Origin of the sequence: Mycolicibacterium cosmeticum, assembly GCF_000613185.1 — a bacterium.
Taxonomy (GTDB): domain Bacteria; phylum Actinomycetota; class Actinomycetes; order Mycobacteriales; family Mycobacteriaceae; genus Mycobacterium; species Mycobacterium cosmeticum.
Map to the genome: position 1 here is coordinate 15,895 of NZ_CCBB010000002.1, position 19,228 is coordinate 35,122.

A 19,228-nucleotide genomic window follows, 5' to 3' on the forward strand; every position below is an offset into this window, starting at 1 on the left:
ATTATGTTGGAAGACGACGACGTGCAGCCCGACTCCCTTTTTGCTTCGGTGGACGGGATGCGGGTGCACTACAAGCGCTCGGGGCAGGGCGCCTCGTTGGTGCTGCTACACGGCAGTGCGTCCTCGTTGTGGGGCGTAGAGGATGTGGCGCGCCGCCTGGAACCCTTCTTCGATGTCATCCGCCCGGATCTGCCCGGGCATGGGGTCACCGGCCCCCGCAGCGGTGGGGACTACCGGGTGCGCACCTACGCGGGCACGGTGGACCGATTTCTCGGTGCGATCGGCGTCGACAGCGCGGTGATCGTGGGTAACTCACTGGGCGGCAACATCGCCTGGAATCTGGCGGTGATCCGGCCGGAGCGGGTCGTGGCATTGGTCTTGATCAATGCCACGGGCTACCCAGAGAAGGAGCTGCCCGCGTCGATGCGGTTGGCGCGCAATCCGATCGCCGGTTACGTCTTACGACGATTCATGCCCCGGCGGGCAGTCGAACGCAGCCTACGCCAAGCCGCAGCACCGAACGTCGAGGTGATCACCGAAGCGGTGGTGGACCGAGCGCACCGGCTGTGGAACCGGCCAGGCAACCGGGCGGCGTTTGTGGATCTGGTGTGCACCGATCAGCCCGACCACAGCGCCGAGATCTGCTCCATCGCGGCGCCGACCCTGATGCTGCGCAGCGCGGGGATGGGCGGGCAATATTTCACCCGCGATATCCCTGGCGCGATCGAAGAGGTGCACCCCCGCGGCGGACACCTTCTGCCGCAAGAGGATCCGGACTGGGTGGCCGCGGCCATCACCCGGTTCGTCAGCACTAGGGTCGGCGGCATCCGATGAAGTACTTCGTCGCATCCGGGGAGGATCGGCGTCTCACCCCGGCCGCACGCGCAGAGCTACGCGGGCAGTTCATCGCACTATCGGACGGCGTCACCCACTATGAGCTGTCCGGCCCCGAAGACGGGCAGCTGGTAGTCATGGCCGGCGGGCTGACCGTCCCGTTGTTCTACTGGGACGAAATGGCGGCTCACCTGCACGGCCGAGGGCTGCAGACGTTGACCTACAGCGCCTACGGCCGCGGCTATTCCGACCGTGTCGACACCGCCTACGACCAAGAGCTGTTCGTGCGCCAGCTTGCGGAGGTCATCGACATGGTGGGCGAGGGCCGCCCCCACCACCTGGTGGGCACGTCCATGGGTGCCCTGGTGGCGATGGCCTACCTGCAGGCGGTCCCCTCGAACACCGCGTTGACCCTGACCTTGGTGGGGCCGGCAGGGTTGAGCCGACCGCCGTTGACTCAGCGCCTGCTCCTGGGCAGCGACCTGATGACCACCGTGGTGGCGCGCACGATCGGGAGCCGGGTCCTCGATCAACACCTCGGTCACAATGTGCGCGAACCTGGCCGCGCCGCCGCGCTGAGCGACATGGTCGGGCAGGCCTTCCGCTACGAGGGCTCGCTGTACGCGTTCTTTTCCACCCTGCGCAACTTCGGACTCTTCGATCGCGGCGAACTGTACCGGCGCACAGGACAGTTGGCGGTTCCCGGCCTGCTGGTGTGGGGCGATGACGATGAGGTCACGCCGATCACCGCGCTGGACCGCGTTGTCACCATGCTTCGCCCCGAAGACACCTGCATCATCGACAATTGCGGCCACATGGCCCCCTTCGAACAACCACGTGAAGTCGCCACCGTGCTGGCGGATTTCGCGGCCACACACACCGAACGGCTCACATCATGACCACCACGACTCCTTCCACGTCCTCGACGACCGACGTTCTGATCGTCGGCGCCGGCCCTACCGGCTCCGCACTGGCCATCGACCTGGCGCGCCGCGGTATTTCGGTGCGCATCATCGACAAAGCGACCCACGGTTTCGCCGGATCGCGGGCCAAGGGCCTGCAGCCGCGCACCCTGGAGGTGCTCTACGATCTCGGCGCCCTGCCCGACATCACCGCCGGCGGCTCCCTCTACCCGCCCATGGGCCTACACCTGGGCCCGGTGACCGTCCCGCTGCGCATGATGGCCAAAGGTCAACGCGGGCCGGATGTCCCGTTCCCCGACACCTGGCTCATCCCGCAGTCGCGCACCAACCAGGCCCTGCACGACCTTCTCGAAAAACACGGGGTACGCGTCGAATTGGGCAGCGAACTGGCCGACTTCAGCGACTCCGGCACCTCGGTGATCGCGCACATCGTGTCACCGCGGGGCCTCGAGGAGGTCACCGCCCGCTACGTCGTCGGAGCCGACGGGGGTAGCAGCGCCGTACGGAAACAGGCCGGCATCGAATTCACCGGATCCACCGATGACGCCGACCGGACCCTCATCATCGACGCCCCGGTAGCCGGCAAGCTGTCGCGCAAGTACTGGCACATCTGGCCGGGCCTGGGCGGACGTTTCATCGGTGCCTGTCCACTGCCCCACAGCGATCTGTTCCAGTGGATGATCCGGTTGGCGCCAGACGAAGAGGCGCCGTCGGGTATCGACGCCATCAATGCCCGTATCCAATCGCACACGCGTGACAAGCATCTCAGCATCACGAGCATCTCCTGGGAATCGGTTTTCAGGCCCAACATCCGACTGGCCGCGCGCTATCGCCACGGCCGCGTCCTGCTGGCCGGAGACGCCGCCCACGTGCATCCACCCGCCGGTGCGCAGGGCTTGAACACCGGCATCGGGGATGCCTACAACCTGGGCTGGAAACTGGCGCAGGTGTTGGCAGGTGCACCGGAATCGTTGCTGGACACCTACGAACAGGAGCGTCGCCCGATCGCGGCCGGGGTGCTGGGGCTCTCCACCAAGAAGTACGAAGGGATCGGCAAGCTCGACCCCAGCAGCTACCGTCGCGGTTCTGATGAAAAGCAACTGACTCTGACCTACCGGGGCGGTCCGCTGGCACCATCGGCTGCCGACCACACCGCGACCCTGCGGGTCGGCGACCGGGCACCCGATGCCGATCTGCTCAGCCGTGACGGCGACAGAGTCCGGTTGTTCGATGCTTACCGCGGAACACATTTCACCGCCATCGCCTATGGGCCGCACGCCGCCACGTCCTTGGCCGCTCTGCGCTGGCCCGCTACCGGAGCGCCGCTGCAGCGCCTCAACATCGACGCCGGGACGACCGGAACGTCAGTGGATCCGCGGGAAGAAGGGCCGGCGACCGACGATCTCATCGACGCCTCTGGAGGATTCCGTAAGGCCTACGGCGTCAGCGGCGACGTGCTGCTCCTGATCCGGCCCGACGGCTATATCGGCCACATCGCCCGACACGACCTCACGCGCAGCACGCAGGCCGTCATCGATACGCTGACCCCTGCCGCCGAGGGCGCTGCTGCGGCGCCCCCGTATTGACCGGGAGCCTGCTTCGCGGTTGCGCTACATCGTCACCGAACCTGCTGGCGCAGTTGGCGATCGACGACGCACCGTACCACACGCTGACGCACCTTGCCGACCACGGAGGGGAACTTGAGTTGGTGGGCCAGCCGCTGCCCGCTGGTATGGAGTTCGTCTTTGACGGCGTCCAACCCGCCGTGCGTGAGCCGGCCGTCGCGCTTGCGCCACACACCGCCGACCATGACCGCTTCGATATTGCCGGGGTGGGCGTACAGCGCGGCAGCGGCCGCGTCATGCATCGGCCACAGATTGAGGGCTCGGGCATCGATGACCACCAGGTCGGCGTACATCCCGGCCGCAATCTGGCCGATGCGATCAGCCAGACCCAGCGCCCGCGCCCCTTCGACCGTGGCCCATGACAGCGCCTGCTTGGCCGTGACGGGGATGGTGGTCGCACCGAGACCGGTGGACGCCACCGCCGCGTCGTGACCGACACCGCGCTGCAACGCCAACAGCATGCGCGCAACGAAGAGGACGTCAGCCGGAGTGGCGGTCTCGGTGTCGGTGCCCAGCGAGGGCGCGGCCCCCAGGGCCAGCAGCCGATCGGGAAGGGTCGTGGTGTGGCCCTGTCCCAGCTCGTTTTCCGGGGTGGAGGTGAAGGTGACGCCCTGCGCGAGCAGCGCTTCGACGTGACCGGTGCCCAGCCCCGTGCCGTGCACGATGTTGACCAGCGGGCCCCACAGGCCTGCCTCGGTGATCGCCTGCCATCCCGGCCCGGGTGAACCTGCGCTCTGGTGCATCGACACGACCAGGTTGCGCTCGGCACTGGTGCGGAAGTCGGCAATGGCGACCTCCGGTTTGGACAGCTGCGGGCCCTTGATGGCCAAGCCGAGGGACACCAGGTCGGTGCCGGCGATCGGCCCGGCCAGCAGCCGGTCGATCTGGCGGACGTCCTGGGGACGGTCGCGCAGACCGTAGGGAGTGCCGTAGAGGAAGACCGCACGGACACCCGTGCCGGTGAGGGCTTCGATCGCCGCGTCGGCATGCTCGGGGGTCAGGCAGTTGTGCGACCAGTCGCCAATCGTGGTGACGCCGTGGTCCATCTGATTGAGGGCCCCGGCCAGGGTGCCGCGAAACAGGTCGTCGGGACGATAGTGGTGGCCGACGCCGCCATGGGCGTTGGCCAGGTACTCCGGCAGCGTCCAGTCCGCGCCGAGAAAGCGCAAGGCGGTCTGCCAGGTGTGCAGATGGGCGTTGATGAGTCCGGGGATGATGATGCGACCGGACATGTCCAGCGTGCGGGCGCCTTCGGCCGCGAGGCCCGGGCCGATCTCGGTGATCCGCTGCCCGTCGACCAGCACGTCGAGGGTCTCCCAGTCGGGGCGGCCCGGGGTCATGGTGACCACATGGGCTCCCCGCAGCAGCAGGGGCCGCTTGTCGTCGGCGACCGCTGCCGCGTTGCTTTCTGGCTGCGAGTGCGCCATCACACCACCTGTCCCGCGGAATTGTTATGGATACAGTGTGACCGTAATACGACGGTCCGTCAATGTACCCGCGCGACCAATGGCTTCACGCGTACCGAGGTACGCCCTGCCTCAGCGCGTACCGAGGTACGCCGTGCCTCAGCGCGTACCCAAGTACGCGTCGGCCCACGCGCCGATGATCCGCCCCGCCCGGTGCGCCTGACCGGGCCCGGTCAGCAGATGCTCGGAACCCTCCAGCGACACGAAACTGCGGGGGTGCCGAGCGGTGCGGAAGATGTCACTGGCGTTCTGGATGCCGACGGTGTTGTCGGTCGGGGAGTGCAGGATCAGCAGCGGCAGCTTGAGGCCCTTGATCTTGTGGTGCAGCTTCGCCTCCCGGACGTCCTCGACGAAGGCGCGCTTGAGGGTCAGCGTCTTACCGCCGACCATCCACTGGCCGCTGCCCTCGGCGAACACCTGCTCCAGGCAGGCGTCGTACTGATGCTCGACGTGCGCCGGATCGATCGGGGCACCCACGGTCACCACGGCACGCACCCCCGGGCACTCACGTGCCGCGGCCAGCACCGCCGCCCCGCCCCACGAATGGCCGGCCAGGACATCGGCGGGGGTACCGCGCTCGGCCATGAACTTGCAGGCCTCGATGATGTCGTTGACCTTGACGGTGAAGGACCCGTCACCCCAGTCGCCCTCGGAACCACCCAGCCCCAGCGCGTCGAAACGCAACATGCCGATGCCGTCGGAGGCCAGCTGCTTACAGATCCGTGCCGCGGCCGGCGAGTCCTTGCCGAGGGTGAATCCGTGCGAGAACACGCCCCAGCCCCGCGCCGGGCCGTCGGGCAGGTCGATCACGCCGGCCAGCATCGGGCCGGTTGCGCTGGGAAATGTCACCCGTTCAGCCATGGGGGAGGTTTACCACGACCAGGTGCGTGATCCGTAGGGTGTGGGGGTGCCTCTGAACACCATCGCGCTGGAACTGGTGCCGCCGAACGTCGAGCGTGGCCCGCAGTACGCCGTCGACGAGGCCCACAAGGTGCTCGAGCTGGCGGCGGCGACCGGCCTGACCGGCAGGTTCGGCCACATCATGATCCCCGGCATGATCGACGAGGACGACGATCGCCCGGTCGAGATGAAACCCAAGATGGACGTACTCGAATACTGGACGCTCATCCGGCCGGAACTGCCCGGCATGCGCGGCCTGTGCACCCAGGTGACGTCGTTTTTGGGGCGCGACGCCCTCGGCCGGCGGCTGACCGATCTCAGCGGCGCGGGGTTCGACGGCATCGCCTTCGTGGGCGTGCCGCGAACCATGAAGGACGGCGAAGGCGAGGGCGTGGCCCCCACCGACGCCCTGTCCATCTATGCCGACCTGGTGCCCAACCGCGGCGCCATCCTCATCCCCACCCGCGACGGCGAACAGGGCCGGTTCACCTTCAAGTGCGGGCAGGGCGCCACCTACGGCATGACGCAGCTGCTGTACTCCGATGCCATCGTGGGCTTCCTGACCGAGTTCGCCAAGACCACCGAGCACCGCCCGGAGATCCTGCTGTCCTTCGGCTTCGTCCCGAAGATGGAGTCCAAGGTGGGGCTGATCACCTGGCTCATCCAGGACCCCGGCAACGCGGCGGTCGCGGCCGAGCAGGAGTTCGTGTCCAGGTTGGCGAGCCTGGAGCCCGCGGACAAGCGCATCCTGATGCTCGATCTGTACAAGCGGGTCATCGACGGCGTCGCCGATCTAGGGTTCCCGCTCAGCGTGCACTTCGAGGTCGCCTACGGGGCGTCCAAGCCGGCCTTCGAGACGTTCGCCGAGATGCTGGCCTATTGGTCGCCGGCCTGAGCGTCAGGCCGCGAACGCTGGGGTGAGCTGCACCCGCACCACCGGATCGGTGTCCAACCGCTCGCGCAGCGCCTTCTCGAACTGCCAGATTGACGCGAGATCATGGTCCAGCCGGCAGTCCACCGCAGCCACCGCTCCCGCCGGTGGCGGGCAGTCGGCGACGTGGTCGGCGACCGTGTCGAGCAGGCTGCGCGGCGCCGCCAGGTAATACAGCGGCTGGGGTCCCGCCACCGCAGCGCCGAACAGCAACCCGTGCTCGGTGATCACCAGATGGGTGGTCACGACCTGGACGGGGCGCTCGTGCGTCTCCTCGACACCCCACTCCGCGGCCGCCAGCCGGCTTTGTAACGCGTGCAGCCGGACGTCGTCGGTGAGGAACCGGGTGTAATCGGCGGGACCGATCCGTGGCGACGACCGCGGGTCGCAATCCAGACAGGCGCACAGCGTGGCACCCACGTAGTCGAACCACCGCTCGTCGAACCACCGATCGCTCATGACGACACTCCCATCGGGTCGATTCCTCGAGCCTGCACCCGGGCGCAGCCGCGGGTCAACGGGTGCGGGCACCTATCCTTGACCAAATGTCCGGATTGTCTGCAGCGTCCGTCCCCGAGCTGCGCGCGCGCCTCGACGGCCTGACGATCCGGGATGCGTCGCGGTTGGGCCGGCGGTTGAAGAATCTGCACTCGGCTCCCGACGAGAAACTGCTGGCGCAGTTCGCCGCCGCCGAAGGCCTGATCGCCACCCGGCTGGCGGCGGTCCCGGAGATCAGCTACCCAGACCTGCCGGTCAGCGCACATCGTGACGAGCTGGCCAAGGCCATCAGCGAGCATCAGGTGGTCGTGGTGGCGGGGGCGACGGGCTCGGGCAAGACGACCCAGTTGCCCAAGATCTGCCTGGAGTTGGGTCGCGGCATCCGCGGCACCATCGGGCACACCCAGCCGCGCCGGCTGGCGGCCCGCACCGTCGCGCAGCGCATCGCCGACGAACTGCATGTGCCGCTCGGCGGGGCCGTCGGCTACACGGTTCGCTTCACCGACCAGGCCGATGACTCCACGCTGGTCAAGTTGATGACCGACGGCATTCTGCTCGCCGAGATCCAACGCGACCGCCGGCTGCTGCGCTACGACACCATCATCATCGACGAGGCCCACGAACGCAGCCTCAACATCGACTTCCTGCTCGGCTATCTGCGCGAATTGCTGCCGCGCCGGCCGGATTTGAAGGTCATCGTCACCTCGGCGACGATCGACCCGGGTCGGTTCGCGCAGCATTTCGGCGGTGCGCCCATCGTCGAGGTGTCGGGGCGCACCTACCCGGTGGAGATCCGGTACCGACCCCTGGAAGTGCCTGTCGGCAAAGATGATTCGGACGACCCGGACGATCCCGACCACGAGATCGTCCGCACCCCCGTTGCCGGTCTTCGCGCAAGCGGCTCATCCGAGCTACGCGACCCCACCGAGGCCATCGTCGACGCGGTGCGCGAACTGGCCGCCGAACCGCCCGGCGACGTGTTGGTGTTCCTGTCCGGGGAGCGCGAGATCCGGGACACCGCCGACGCCCTGCGCGGCGTGGTCGGCACCAACACCGAGGTGCTTCCGCTGTACGCCCGGCTGCCCACCGCCGACCAGCAGAAGGTGTTCACCCCCAGCCGCACCGCCCGCCGGATCGTGTTGGCCACCAACGTCGCCGAGACCTCGCTGACGGTGCCCGGGATCCGGTACGTCGTCGACCCCGGCACCGCCCGCATCTCCCGCTACAGCCGGCGCACCAAGGTGCAGCGGCTGCCCATCGAACCGATCTCGCAGGCGTCGGCGGACCAACGGGCCGGCCGGTCCGGCCGCACCGCGCCCGGCGTGTGCATCCGGCTGTACTCCGAAGAGGATTTCCAGGCTCGCCCGCGCTACACCGACCCGGAGATCCTGCGCACCAACCTGGCCGCCGTCATCCTGCAGATGTCGGCCCTGGGTCTCGGTGCGATCGAACGATTCCCGTTTCTGGACCCGCCGGACGCCCGCAGCATCCGCGACGGTATCGGCCTGCTACAGGAGCTCGGCGCCTTCGACGGCACCGGCGCGCTGACCGATATCGGGCGCCGGCTGGCACGGCTGCCGCTGGATCCGCGGATCGGCAGGATGATCCTGGCCGCCGACACCGAGGGCTGCGTCCGCGAGGTACTGGTGCTGGCCGCGGCGCTGTCCATCCCGGACCCGCGGGAGCGCCCCGCCGACCGCGAAGAGGCGGCCAGGGGCAAGCATGCCCGCTTCGCCGACGAGCACTCCGACTTCGTCTCCTATCTGAACCTCTGGAACTACCTGCGGGAGCAGCGAAAGGACCGCTCCAGCAGTGCCTTTCGCCGGATGTGCCGCGACGAGTTCCTGCACTATTTGCGGATCAGGGAATGGCAGGATCTGGCCGGGCAGCTGCGTAGCATCGCGCGGGATATCGGTATCCAGGAATCCGATCAGCCCGCCGACCCGGCCGGCATCCACGCCGCGCTGGCAGCAGGATTGCTGTCGCACATCGGCCTGCGCGACGAGGCCAAGGCGCGCGATTCCCGGGACTACCAGGGCGCCCGGAACACGAAGTTCGTGTTGGCGCCGGGCTCGGTGCTGACCAAGCGGCCACCCCGCTGGGTCGTGGTGGCGGACCTGGTGGAGACCAGCCGGCTGTTCGGCCGCACCGCCGCTCGCATCGACCCGGAGACATTGGAACGCGTCGGCGCCCACCTGGTGCAGCGCACCTACAGCGAACCGCACTGGGATGCCGCGCGGGCGGCGGTGATGGCCTACGAACGTGTCACGCTGTACGGCCTGCCGCTGATACCGCGCCGGCGGGTGGGATACGCCGCCGTCGACCCGGTGGTGGCGCGCGAGCTGTTCATCCGGCACGCCCTGGTCGACGGCGACTGGCAGACCCGGCACCACTTCTTCCGCGACAACGCCGCCCTGCGCGCCGAACTGGCCGAGATGGAGGAGCGGTCGCGGCGTCGTGATCTGCTGATCACCGACGACGAGATCTACGCGCTGTACGACGCCCGGATACCCGCGACGGCGGTGTCGGGCCGGCATTTCGACGCCTGGTGGAAGAAGCAGCGGCACAAGACGCCGGATCTGCTCACCTTCACCCGCGACGAGCTGCTGCGGGTCGACGACTCCGTCGACCACCCGGACTCCTGGCGCACCGATGACCTGGAGCTGCCGCTGTCCTACCGGTTCCAGCCCGGCGCCGCCGACGACGGCGTCACCGTGCACGTGCCGGTGCAGGTGCTGGCGCGGCTGGGCGGTGACGGATTCGCCTGGCAGGTACCGGCTCTGCGCGAAGAACTGGTCACCGCGCTGATCAAGTCGCTGCCCAAGGATCTGCGCCGCAATTTCGTGCCGGCCCCCGACACCGCCCGCGCCGTCCTGCCCCGGCTGGAGCCGGGCGCCGGCTCGGTGCTGGAGGCGCTGCAACGAGAACTGCGGCGGATCAGCGGCATCCTGGTGCCGATCGACGCCTTCGACCTGACCAAGGTGCCCCCGCACCTGCGTGTCACCTTCGCGGTGGAGGACAACGACGGAACCGAGGTGGCGCGAGGGAAAGACCTTGGCGCGCTTCAGGAAACACTGGCCGCGCCGATCCAGCGGGCTGTCACCGCGGCGGTGGCCGGCGAATGGGAGCGGTCCGGTCTGACGGGCTGGCCCGGTGATCTCGACGAGCTGCCCCGCACGGTGGAGCGGATCACCGGTGGCCACCCGGTCCGCGGTTACCCCGCCTTCGTCGACCGCGGAAGGTCGGTGGACATCCGGGTGTTTGCGTCGGCCGCCGAGCAGCAGGCCGCGATGGGCCCGGGGACCCGGCGGTTGTTGCGGCTGAGCGTGCCATCGCCGGTGAAGGCGATCGAACGCGGCCTGGACATGCGAACCCGGTTGGCGCTCAATGCGAATCCGGACGGTTCGTTGGCTGCGCTGCTGGACGACTGCACCGATGCGGCGGTCGATGCGTTGGTACGCGCACCGGTGTGGACAGCGGCCGAGTTCGGCGCGCTGCGGGACCGGGTGGCCCGCGAGCTCGGTGCGATGACGCGCGGCATCGTCGGCCGCGCGGAGAAGGTGCTGACCGTGTACCACGAGGTGCAGGTGGCCCTGCCCGACCGTCCCAGCCCGGTGCAGGCGGCCGCGATCGCCGACATCCGCGCGCAGCTGGATCGGTTGCTACCCAACGGCTTCGTCGCCCATGCCGGGGCCGGCCGGCTGGCCGACCTGACCAGATACGTCACCGCCATCGGGCGCAGGCTGGAGCGGCTGCCGCACGCCCCCGCCGCCGACGCCGAGCGGATGACCCGGGTGCATGCCGTCGAGGACGCCTATGACGCCGTGGTGCAAGCACTTTCGCCGACCCGCGCGCGGGCCGCAGATATCCGCGATATCGCCTGGCAGATCGAGGAACTGCGGGTCAGTCTGTGGGCCCAGCAGCTGGGCACGCCCCGCCCGGTGAGCGAACAGCGGATCTACAAGGCCATCGACGCGATCGGCTGACCGGCCCTGCTCAACGGTGCAGGTCGGCGAGGCTGGCGCGCAGGCCACCGTCGCGCCGGATCTGGATGCCGGCGACCGCGGCCATGACCGCGGCGGTGATGAAGTGCACGACGGCGTCGGTGATGTTGTTGGGAAAGGTGAACACGTAGGCCACCTGCTGGGAGAACAGCGCCCAGACGCCGGGCAGGCCGCCGGCGACCGCGGCTGCCAGCAGGTAGAGCACCGCCCAGGAATTGCGCAGGCAGAACACCAGCCCGGGTCCGAACAGGGCCACGCCGGCCAGCGCGTGCCAGCCGTTGTAGTCCATGCCGAGGATCTGCACCGTCGGTGCGCCGGGGCCGACGGCGAAGCTGGGTTCGGCGATGAAGCCGATGACCGCCTGGGCCAGGTGCACGACGCAGATGATCAGCAGGCCCCACTGTGCGAAAGTCCAGCCACGACGGGGTTCGGTCATTACTACTCCCTGTAGTAGATCCGTTCTTCGACGGTACGACGACGAATTGGCCGGGTCAAGAGGCCCGCACCGGTTAGCGTGTCGGGGTGCAGCGCGTCGTCATCGCCGGTCTCGGGGATACCGGCGTGCTGACCGCGTTGCGGCTGGCGCGGCGTTTCGAGGTGGTGGGCATCTCGGCCAAACCCGGCCTGCTCAGCGGTCAGGAGCTGGGTGTGCGGGTGGCCCGACCGCAGGAGTGGTCCCGCGACTACTGGACCACCTTCGACCGGTTCCGCGGCCTGGACCGGGTACGCACCGTGCACGGCACCATCACCGGTGTCGACCTGGCCGCCCGCTCCGTCGATGTCGACACCGGCCCGGAACCCTATGACGTGCTGGTGATCTCCACCGGCGTGACGAACGGTTTCTGGCGCCGGCCGGACCGCCAGACCGCCGAGCAGATCGACGCGCAGTTGCTGGCGGTACACGCCCGGCTCGCGGCAGCATCGACCATCGCGGTCATCGGCGGCGGGGCGGCAGCGGTCAGCGCCGCGGCCAACCTGGCGTCGGCGCTGCCGAGGGCGGCGGTCGACTTGTACTACCCGCGCGAACACGCGCTGCCCCAACATCATCGACGGGTGTGGCGCCGGGTCGAGCGCCGGTTGGCCGCGGCCGGGGTGGGGTTGCACGGCGGCCATCGGGCGGTGGTGCCCGACCATGCCGACGAGATCACCACCGGCCCGGTCGAATTCAGCACCGGGCAACCCTCCGTGCACGCCGATGCGGTGCTCTGGGCGGTGGGGCGGGTGCGGCCCAACACCGGCTGGCTGCCCGCCGAGCTGCTGGACGAGCACGGTTTCGTGCGGGTCACCCGGCATCTGCAGGTTCCCGGCCATCCGGAGGTCTTCGCGATCGGTGATGTCGCGGCCACCGATCCGCTGCGCGCCTCGGCCCGCAGCCGAGCCGACGCCCTACTGGCCCGCAACATCGCAGCATTCGTCGACGGGACACCGCTGCGCGAGTACCGTCCGCCGACCCGGCGCTGGGGTTCGGTGCTCGGCGCGCAACGCGACGGCCTGGAGGTGTTCACTCCCGGCGGCCAGGCTTTCCGATTCCCGGCCTGGGCCGTCCGGAACGTGTTGCAGCCCTTGATCGTCAAGCGGGGGATCTACCGCGGGGTGCGCACACCCGGCGAGTGACCGTCACGGGGCGCGCTGGGTGAGCACACCCGCGGCCCGGAAGGGCTTGAGTTGAGACTCGGTGGCCGACTCGTCGGTGACCAGGACGGCGCCGGGCGGGATCGGGGCCCAGGCATGGAACTGTCGTTGGCCCAGTTTGGCGGCGTGCGCCAGGATGTAGACCGTGCCGGCCCGCTCGATCATCAGCTCCTTGAGCCGGGTCTGTTCCAGCTCCGCCTCGCAGATGCCCAGCTCGGCATGCACCGAGTCGGCACCGAGGAACGCCCGGTCGAAGGTCAGCCGGGCCAACGTCGCCTCCGCCAGCGGCCCGACGAACCCCTGGCTGAGGTGGCGCAGCGTGCCGCCGATGCATTCGACCCGGACATCGTCGGCGTCGGCGAGCTCCTCGAGCGCGCTCAGTCCGGCGGTGACCACCGTCAAACCGGGGATATCGCAGAGGAATTCCCCCATCGCACCGACCGTGGTGCCGGCGTCGAGCAGGATGGTCTCGCCGGGGCGCACCTGCGCGGCGGCCCATTGGGCGATCTGCCGTTTGGCGGCGTAGCCCTCCTGGGCGCGCTGCCGGAACGATGATTCGGGGTGCGGATCCAGCGCGATGGCGCCGCCGTAGGTGCGCGCGATCAACCCCTGTTCGGTGAGCTGGCCCAGATCGCGGCGGATGGTGGACGCGGTGACGCCGAACTGTGTGGACAGTTCCTCCACGCTGGCCAGCCCGCTGGACCGCGCGAGCCGCACGATCTCGGCCCGGCGTGCCTGCGACCCGCGTACCGGCAAATCCCTATCCTTTGACAGTCGTTGTGCTGCTTGCCAATTCGGCGGCCTGCCGAAGAGCTTCGACCATACTACCGGCCTCGGCGATACCCTTGCCCGCGATATCGAAAGCCGTGCCGTGATCCACCGAGGTGCGGATCACGGGCAGACCAACGGTGATGTTGACCCCGGCCTCGATGCCGAGCACCTTCACGGGGCCGTGCCCCTGGTCGTGGTACATCGCCACGATCAGGTCGTAATCGCCACGTCCGGCCAGGAAGAACGCCGTGTCGGCGGGCAGCGGACCGTGCACGTCGATCCCGTCGGCGACCAATTTCTCGACGGCGGGGATGATCTTCTTCTCCTCCTCGCCGTACCCGAACAGGCCGTTCTCCCCGGCATGCGGGTTGATGCCGCACACCCCGATCTTGGGGTCCGGGTTGCCGGCGCGCACCAGGGCGTCGTGGCCGCGGCGCACGGTGCGCTCGACCAGTCCCGGCTCGATCCGCCGGACGGCGTCGATCAGGCCGATATGGGTGGTGACATGGATGACCTTGAGCTTGGGCGTGGACAGCATCATCGACACCTCCTCGGTGCCGGTGAGATGCGCGAGCAGTTCGGTGTGCCCGGGGAACACGTGCCCGGCCGCGTGTAGCGCCTCCTTGTTCAACGGTGCCGTGCAGATCGCCTGGACCTCGCCACGCACCGCCAATTCGCTGGCCACCCGGATGTACTCATAGGCGGCGTGCCCGGCCGCCGCCGACAACTGTCCCCAGGGCAGGTCGTCGGGCAGCAGGTCCAGGTCGATGACGTTGATGCGGCCGGGCAGCTGGCGGGCGTCCGCCACGGTGGCGACGGTGACGATCTCGGCCGTGCTGCCCAGCAGGGCGGCCGCCTGCGCCAGCCGCTTGGCATCGCCGATCACGACGGGATTGCAGCGGGACTGGGTGGCCGGCTCCAGCAGCGCGGGCACGATCACCTCCGGGCCGATACCGGCACCGTCGCCCATGGTCACGGCGACAACGGGAAGTCCTGTCATGAATTGTCCTTCAATTGGGGGTGGACATGCTGGGGACTGGCCAGATAGTCGGCGATGGCGACCAGACTGTCGCCGTCGCCGAAACTGCCAGGACGGGTGGCGACGCTGCGCCCGTCGGATGCGACCGACACCACCGCACCGTGGTGCACCTGGTGGATGGGCCGCAGATCGGTGAGACCGAGGGCGTCGACGACCGCGCGGGCGGTCTCCCCACCGGTCAGAATCAGGTCGGGCCGCCGAGCGCCGAGGGCGGGCAGGGCAGAGGCCACCAAACGCCCGATGACGCAGGATAATTCGCTGGCGTGTTCGGGCCGGACTTCGCCGTCCACCGTGACCACCGCCGGTCCCGCCTCGAGGGCGCGGCACACATCGGCGGGATCGGCGGCACCGCTGAGCAAGTCACCGGCAGCCAGCGGCACGTGCCGCACACCGGTGCCGACCAGCCGGCGAACCTGTTCGGCCGCGTGCGGATGCGCCGTGCCGATCACGGCGAGCAGGCCGGCCGACGGCGCCCGGCACGCGAGGGCAGGTGCCTGCTCCGGCAGGGTGCGGGCCAGCGCGGCGGCCAGCGCCGACGTTCCGACCAACTGGGTGCCCGGTGCGACCGAGCGCACGATGGTGTCGAGGTCGCCGTCACTGGTGGCGTCGCGGACGGTGACATGGGGCCCGAGCAGCTCGGCCAGGGAGTGCGGCGGTGCACCGGATTCGGCCGCCCACGCGTCGGTGCGGTGCAACGGCACCCCGTCGACGTGTAACACCCCGCCGATCACGCTGCGGCGCAGCGCGGGCAGGGCGGCCGCGACCACCACCGGGCCGCGCTCGGCCAGCACGTCGACCTCGGCGCGCACATTGCCGCGCAACAACGAGTCGATCTTCTTGACCACCAACACATCCGGTGCCAGCCCAGTCAGGGTCGCGCGGTGCACCCGCCGGGCGTCCTGTGCCGTCATGGTGCGGGTGTTCAGGTCGAACACGGTGACCCCGGTGGCCGGGACAGCCCCGGCCGCGAGGCACAAGGTGACCGGGATGCCGCGGTCGAGGAACGCCGCGGCGGTTTCGGCCGCCCCGGAGAGGTCGTCGGCCAGCACGGCGATGGTGCCGGTCACAGCGACGCCCCCGCGCACTGCACGATGGTCTGGCCGGTGATGCTGCGGGCGTCCGGGCCGAGCAGGAACGCGACCAGTCCGGCCACCTCGGCCGGATCGATGAACCGGCCCAGCGGCGGCAGTTTCGGTGGGGTGTGCGAGCGGGCCGGGTCGGCCAGCATCGGGGTGTCGGTGGGGCCCGGGGCGACGACGTTGACGGTGATGCCGCGGCCGGCGAGTTCGGCCGCCCAGGACCGCGCCATCCCCACCAGCGCGGCCTTGGTTGCGGCGTACTGACTCTTGCCGGGATTCCCGGTCATGGTGCGGCTGCCGATCAGGACCACCCGGGCGCCGTCGGGCAACATCGGCGCCAGCGCGTCGACGAGCGCCTCGGCCGCACCGACGTGGATGCGCCACATCCGCAGCCCGTGGGCGGGATCCAGCGCACCGAGCGGCGCCGAGTACTGCAACCCCGCCGCGTGGACGACGGCGTCGACCGCGCCGAGGTCGCGCGCCCACCCGCGCAGCGCATCCAGATCACCGAGATCCGTTGTGACGGAGTCGAAGCCGGTGTGCCGGATATCCGGCACCCGACGGCTCAGCCCGATGACGTGCCAGCCGTCGTCGAGTAGGCGGCGCGCCACGGCGGCGCCGATACCGGAACTGGCGCCGGTGACCACCGCCGTGCCGGTCATGTCGGCATCCATGCCGGGCCGACCTCGACGTACTCGATGGCCTGGCGGAACCGGGTGAACGCGATGTGCAGGGTGTCGCCGGCGGTGGTGATGCTCGGGTAGGAGTACTCCCGGTTCAGGCCGTCCCGGGAATTGTTGGACAGGCAGTACCCGTCACCGACTTCCAGATTGCGACGCACCGGCCAGGTCAGTCCACCGTCGTCGGACAGCGCCAGCGTCATCGGGGCGCGCGGTGCACCCCAGAACGCGGTGCGGGAGTCGCCGTCGACAGGTACCTGCGCCGCGGGGGCCGGCCCGTCGGCGGCCAGGCCGTCGTCGTCGATCTCGTCGTAGAGCGATGTGCGCCGTGCGGTGGCATCGGCGGCGCTGGATTCGTTGCACACCAGGGCCAGCCGGTCATCGGGCAGCACCACGAACTGGATGGACGAATTGTTGTTCGGCAGTTCGGTGGGCTGCGGTGCCGACCACGTCTGGCCGTCGTCGGTGGAGACGCTGCGGTAGACGAAATCGGCCCAGCGGCTGCGATACAGCGCGACCAGACTGCCGTCGCAGCGCCGCCCGATGTTCATGTGCACCGCCCCGGTGCTGTCGGGCACCACCACCTCGCGCCAGGTGCCGCCGTCGTCGTCGGAGATCATCACGCCGCTGTAATCCTGGTCCCCCACCCAGCGCTGTCCCGGGACGCGCACGCAGTGGAAGATCGGCAGCAGCAGCCGTCCGCTGGGCAACCGGACCAGGGGTTGGCGGACGAACACCCCGCCCTCCTCGGTCTCCGGCAGCAGCACATGCGGTTCGCCCCAGCTGTGCCCGCCGTCGGAGGAGATGCGGCGCAGCACCCGCGCGGTGTCCTGGTTACCGGCGTGCTGTGAGGTCCACAGCAGCCAAACGTGGTGCGAATCATGCACGTACAGAATCGGATTCTGCTCCGACCGGGTCGGGTCGTCCGACAGTGCGACGGGTGGTGACCACACCCCGTCGGCGAGCCGGGAGAACCACACCCCGATATCCGGGACACCCTCCTGGGTGCCGGCGAACCACACGCAACCCAGCGTGCCGTCGGGCAGCACCGCCAGATTGGCGGCATGGTTCTGCACCCGCGGCGCGGGCAGTAGGGCGTCACGGCGGCCGGGCTCGGCGGTCGCGCGGACGATCCCGTCGGTGCGCAGCGATACGGTGTCCACGGTCAGTCGCCCTTCAGTGACACGGTGGCCAGGTTGTAGGAGTTGGTGGGGCGCAGCGCAATCCCGTCGATGCGCGATCGCCTGCCGAGCACCGCCTTCGGCACGAACGACCACAGCATCGGGCAGGTTTTCCAGATGTCGTGCTGCGCCGTGGCCAGCAGTTCGGCGCGGCGCTCCGCATCCGGTTCCTCCGAAGCTCTGGTGATCTGGGCGGTGATCTCCGGGAACAGGTAACCGTGGTAGGTATCGCGGGTCTTCTCCTTCTCCTGCGTGCCCGCGTACATGCCCTGCATGATGGTCAGTGCCAACCCGGTCGGGCTGGGGAAGCCGTTTCCGAGGACGTCCCAGTCACCGGCACGGCCCTGGCGCCACTGGGCGATATCGCCGCCGGGTTCGAACTGGCGCAGGGTGGCGCGCACACCCACGGCCGACAGCATCTGCACCACCGATTCCATGATGTCGGTGTCGGCCGCGAATTCCCCGCTCTCCCAGATGATCTTGAGCGACAGGTCACGCAGGCCGAGCGCGTCCAGCTCGTGCCGGGCCCGGTCCGGGTCGTAGGTGTACTCGCCGGTCTCTACGGCGCCGTCCAGGCTCAGCGGGATGACACCCTTGGAGGCGGTGGCCGATTTCTGCAGCACGTTGTCGATCAGTGACGTGCCGTCGATGGCGTAGGTGAGCGCACGGCGCACCCGGACATCGGCGGTCGGCGCGCCGGGCGGCTTGCGGAAGTTGTAGAACAGCTGATTGAGCCGCACCCCGTCGGCATGATCCACTGCGACACCGGTCAATCCGGCCAGCTGATCGGTGGAGTCCGGCGTGATGGAGTCGATGACGTCCACCTCGCCACTGCGCAGCGCCACCACGCGGCTGGATTCGTCGGGCATGAACCGCACCCGGACCGACTCGACCGACGGGCGCGGACCCCAGTAGTTGACGTTGCGTTCCAGGCTGTAGTTGCCCAGCCCGCGGTCGGCCGCGGTGACGATGAACGGCCCGGTGCCCACGCCACCCTGCAGATCCTCCGGCCGGTTGGCCGCAGCGGGGGTGACGAGGATGTTGGACATCAGGTAGTCGAGCACCGGAACCGGGCGTTGGGTGTTCAAGGTGAAACTGGTGGCGTCGATTTTCGCGACGGTCGGCCACTCGGGGAAGAAGCCGCCGACGAACCCGCCGTGCACCTGGCTGTACATCTGCAGGGCGGTCGCGACGTCTTCGACCTGTACCGGCGATCCGTCGGAGTAGCGGATACCGCGGCGCAGCCGGACGAACCACTGAGTGGGTGTGGTGAGCCGGAACTCCTCGGCGAGCACCAGCCGCGGGCGCAGGTTCTCGTCGATCTCGGTGAGCGCCTGGCGCACGGCGCGCTGCACGGTCAGCGCGGCGTCGTACTGCAGGAGCTTGTTGTCCAGGGTGGTCATGGACCGGTTCATGGCGAGGCTGATCGTGGTGGGACCCGGCCGGCCGGTGGGGGTGGCGCACCCGGCGGCGGCCGAACCGACGGCCAGGCCCGCACCCAGCAACACCCCGGACCGGAGCAGGTTGCGGCGCGAAAACTGCCGTTGGAGAACGGGTTTGGTCATCATCGACCCTCCGGGCGAGACTCTGCTGTGACGGCTGACACAACCGAACTCTACGCCCTAATGCGCACAACGCGCAATCGACTGCGCATACTTGCGCAAA

16 protein-coding genes are annotated in these 19,228 nt (G+C 69.2%); 6 read left to right on the forward strand and 10 right to left on the reverse strand.

Annotation, left to right across the window (positions count from 1 at the left end):
• Window positions 1-3: 3 nt before the first annotated feature.
• The 3 genes from BN977_RS15430 to BN977_RS15440 are packed head-to-tail and all read left to right on the forward strand — an operon-like array spanning window position 4 to window position 3,343.
• Window positions 4-834, forward strand: a complete 831-nt coding sequence (locus tag BN977_RS15430) for an alpha/beta fold hydrolase (protein WP_036399391.1) — start codon at window positions 4-6, stop codon at window positions 832-834.
• Complete coding sequence (locus BN977_RS15435; RefSeq protein ID WP_024451809.1) at window positions 831-1,733, forward strand: alpha/beta fold hydrolase; 903 nt, start codon at window positions 831-833, stop codon at window positions 1,731-1,733. The genes BN977_RS15430 and BN977_RS15435 overlap by 4 nt, the downstream gene beginning before the upstream one ends.
• Entirely contained in the window at window positions 1,730-3,343 is a 1,614-nt protein-coding gene (locus tag BN977_RS15440; RefSeq protein ID WP_024451810.1) for an FAD-dependent monooxygenase, read from the forward strand. The genes BN977_RS15435 and BN977_RS15440 overlap by 4 nt, the downstream gene beginning before the upstream one ends.
• Window positions 3,344-3,375: 32 nt before the next feature.
• On the opposite strand, the gene BN977_RS15445 is transcribed toward BN977_RS15440, so the two are convergent.
• Both BN977_RS15445 and BN977_RS15450 read right to left on the reverse strand, forming a co-directional pair.
• A complete protein-coding gene (locus tag BN977_RS15445; protein WP_084172574.1) occupies window positions 3,376-4,809 on the reverse strand; it encodes an amidohydrolase family protein in 1,434 nt (477 codons plus the stop codon).
• A 138-nt stretch (window positions 4,810-4,947) separates the two neighbouring features.
• Window positions 4,948-5,709: an alpha/beta hydrolase family protein gene (locus tag BN977_RS15450; protein ID WP_036399393.1), complete on the reverse strand. Its 762-nt coding sequence runs from the start codon at window positions 5,707-5,709 to the stop codon at window positions 4,948-4,950.
• 46 nt (window positions 5,710-5,755) lie between these two features.
• Here BN977_RS15450 and BN977_RS15455 point away from each other — a divergent pair, with 46 nt between their 5' ends.
• Entirely contained in the window at window positions 5,756-6,643 is an 888-nt protein-coding gene (locus BN977_RS15455; protein WP_024451813.1) for a mycobacterial-type methylenetetrahydrofolate reductase, read from the forward strand.
• A 3-nt stretch (window positions 6,644-6,646) separates the two neighbouring features.
• On the opposite strand, the gene BN977_RS15460 is transcribed toward BN977_RS15455, so the two are convergent.
• Window positions 6,647-7,138 (reverse strand): hypothetical protein, encoded by a 492-nt coding sequence (locus BN977_RS15460; RefSeq protein WP_051561572.1) that lies wholly within the window; start codon window positions 7,136-7,138, stop codon window positions 6,647-6,649.
• Between the two features lie 86 nt (window positions 7,139-7,224).
• Between BN977_RS15460 and hrpA the strand changes: the two genes are divergently transcribed.
• On the forward strand, window positions 7,225-11,163 hold the full coding sequence (hrpA, locus tag BN977_RS15465; protein WP_109790217.1) for an ATP-dependent RNA helicase HrpA: 3,939 nt from the start codon (window positions 7,225-7,227) through the stop codon (window positions 11,161-11,163).
• 10 nt (window positions 11,164-11,173) lie between these two features.
• Here the strand turns inward: hrpA and BN977_RS15470 are convergent, their stop codons facing one another.
• Window positions 11,174-11,617 (reverse strand): DUF4383 domain-containing protein, encoded by a 444-nt coding sequence (locus BN977_RS15470; protein ID WP_036399395.1) that lies wholly within the window; start codon window positions 11,615-11,617, stop codon window positions 11,174-11,176.
• An 86-nt stretch (window positions 11,618-11,703) separates the two neighbouring features.
• Between BN977_RS15470 and BN977_RS15475 the strand changes: the two genes are divergently transcribed.
• Window positions 11,704-12,795, forward strand: a complete 1,092-nt coding sequence (locus tag BN977_RS15475; RefSeq protein ID WP_024451817.1) for an FAD-dependent oxidoreductase — start codon at window positions 11,704-11,706, stop codon at window positions 12,793-12,795.
• A 3-nt stretch (window positions 12,796-12,798) separates the two neighbouring features.
• Here BN977_RS15475 and BN977_RS15480 read toward each other — a convergent pair whose 3' ends face one another.
• The 6 genes from BN977_RS15480 to BN977_RS15505 are packed head-to-tail and all read right to left on the reverse strand — an operon-like array spanning window position 12,799 to window position 19,131.
• Window positions 12,799-13,569, reverse strand: a complete 771-nt coding sequence (locus BN977_RS15480) for a DeoR/GlpR family DNA-binding transcription regulator (RefSeq protein ID WP_024451818.1) — start codon at window positions 13,567-13,569, stop codon at window positions 12,799-12,801.
• A gap of 4 nt (window positions 13,570-13,573) precedes the next feature.
• Window positions 13,574-14,584 carry a 4-hydroxythreonine-4-phosphate dehydrogenase PdxA gene (pdxA, locus tag BN977_RS33275; RefSeq protein WP_036399397.1) on the reverse strand — a complete coding sequence of 337 codons (1,011 nt, stop codon included), beginning with the start codon at window positions 14,582-14,584 and terminating at the stop codon, window positions 13,574-13,576.
• Window positions 14,581-15,690: a four-carbon acid sugar kinase family protein gene (locus tag BN977_RS33280; RefSeq protein ID WP_165576338.1), complete on the reverse strand. Its 1,110-nt coding sequence runs from the start codon at window positions 15,688-15,690 to the stop codon at window positions 14,581-14,583. Before BN977_RS33280 ends, pdxA begins: the two co-directional genes overlap by 4 nt.
• Window positions 15,687-16,364 carry an SDR family NAD(P)-dependent oxidoreductase gene (locus BN977_RS15495; RefSeq protein WP_109790236.1) on the reverse strand — a complete coding sequence of 226 codons (678 nt, stop codon included), beginning with the start codon at window positions 16,362-16,364 and terminating at the stop codon, window positions 15,687-15,689. The genes BN977_RS33280 and BN977_RS15495 overlap by 4 nt, the downstream gene beginning before the upstream one ends.
• On the reverse strand, window positions 16,361-17,545 hold the full coding sequence (locus tag BN977_RS15500; protein ID WP_234709614.1) for a sialidase family protein: 1,185 nt from the start codon (window positions 17,543-17,545) through the stop codon (window positions 16,361-16,363). The genes BN977_RS15495 and BN977_RS15500 overlap by 4 nt, the downstream gene beginning before the upstream one ends.
• A 2-nt stretch (window positions 17,546-17,547) precedes the next feature.
• Window positions 17,548-19,131, reverse strand: a complete 1,584-nt coding sequence (locus BN977_RS15505) for an ABC transporter substrate-binding protein (protein WP_407661196.1) — start codon at window positions 19,129-19,131, stop codon at window positions 17,548-17,550.
• Window positions 19,132-19,228: the final 97 nt, after the last annotated feature.

What these genes read in the sequence shown, in the direction of transcription:
- BN977_RS15430 (WP_036399391.1), top strand. Translation starts at nt 4, where the DNA reads ATGTTGGAAGACGACGACGTGCAGCCCGACTCCCTTTTTGCTTCGGTG.
- BN977_RS15435 (WP_024451809.1), top strand. Translation starts at nt 831, where the DNA reads ATGAAGTACTTCGTCGCATCCGGGGAGGATCGGCGTCTCACCCCGGCC.
- BN977_RS15440 (WP_024451810.1), top strand. Translation starts at nt 1,730, where the DNA reads ATGACCACCACGACTCCTTCCACGTCCTCGACGACCGACGTTCTGATC.
- BN977_RS15445 (WP_084172574.1), bottom strand. Translation starts at nt 4,809, where the DNA reads ATGGCGCACTCGCAGCCAGAAAGCAACGCGGCAGCGGTCGCCGACGAC.
- BN977_RS15450 (WP_036399393.1), bottom strand. Translation starts at nt 5,709, where the DNA reads ATGGCTGAACGGGTGACATTTCCCAGCGCAACCGGCCCGATGCTGGCC.
- BN977_RS15460 (WP_051561572.1), bottom strand. Translation starts at nt 7,138, where the DNA reads ATGAGCGATCGGTGGTTCGACGAGCGGTGGTTCGACTACGTGGGTGCC.
- hrpA (WP_109790217.1), top strand. Translation starts at nt 7,225, where the DNA reads ATGTCCGGATTGTCTGCAGCGTCCGTCCCCGAGCTGCGCGCGCGCCTC.
- BN977_RS15470 (WP_036399395.1), bottom strand. Translation starts at nt 11,617, where the DNA reads ATGACCGAACCCCGTCGTGGCTGGACTTTCGCACAGTGGGGCCTGCTG.
- pdxA (WP_036399397.1), bottom strand. Translation starts at nt 14,584, where the DNA reads ATGACAGGACTTCCCGTTGTCGCCGTGACCATGGGCGACGGTGCCGGT.
- BN977_RS15495 (WP_109790236.1), bottom strand. Translation starts at nt 16,364, where the DNA reads ATGACCGGCACGGCGGTGGTCACCGGCGCCAGTTCCGGTATCGGCGCC.
- BN977_RS15505 (WP_407661196.1), bottom strand. Translation starts at nt 19,131, where the DNA reads ATGATGACCAAACCCGTTCTCCAACGGCAGTTTTCGCGCCGCAACCTG.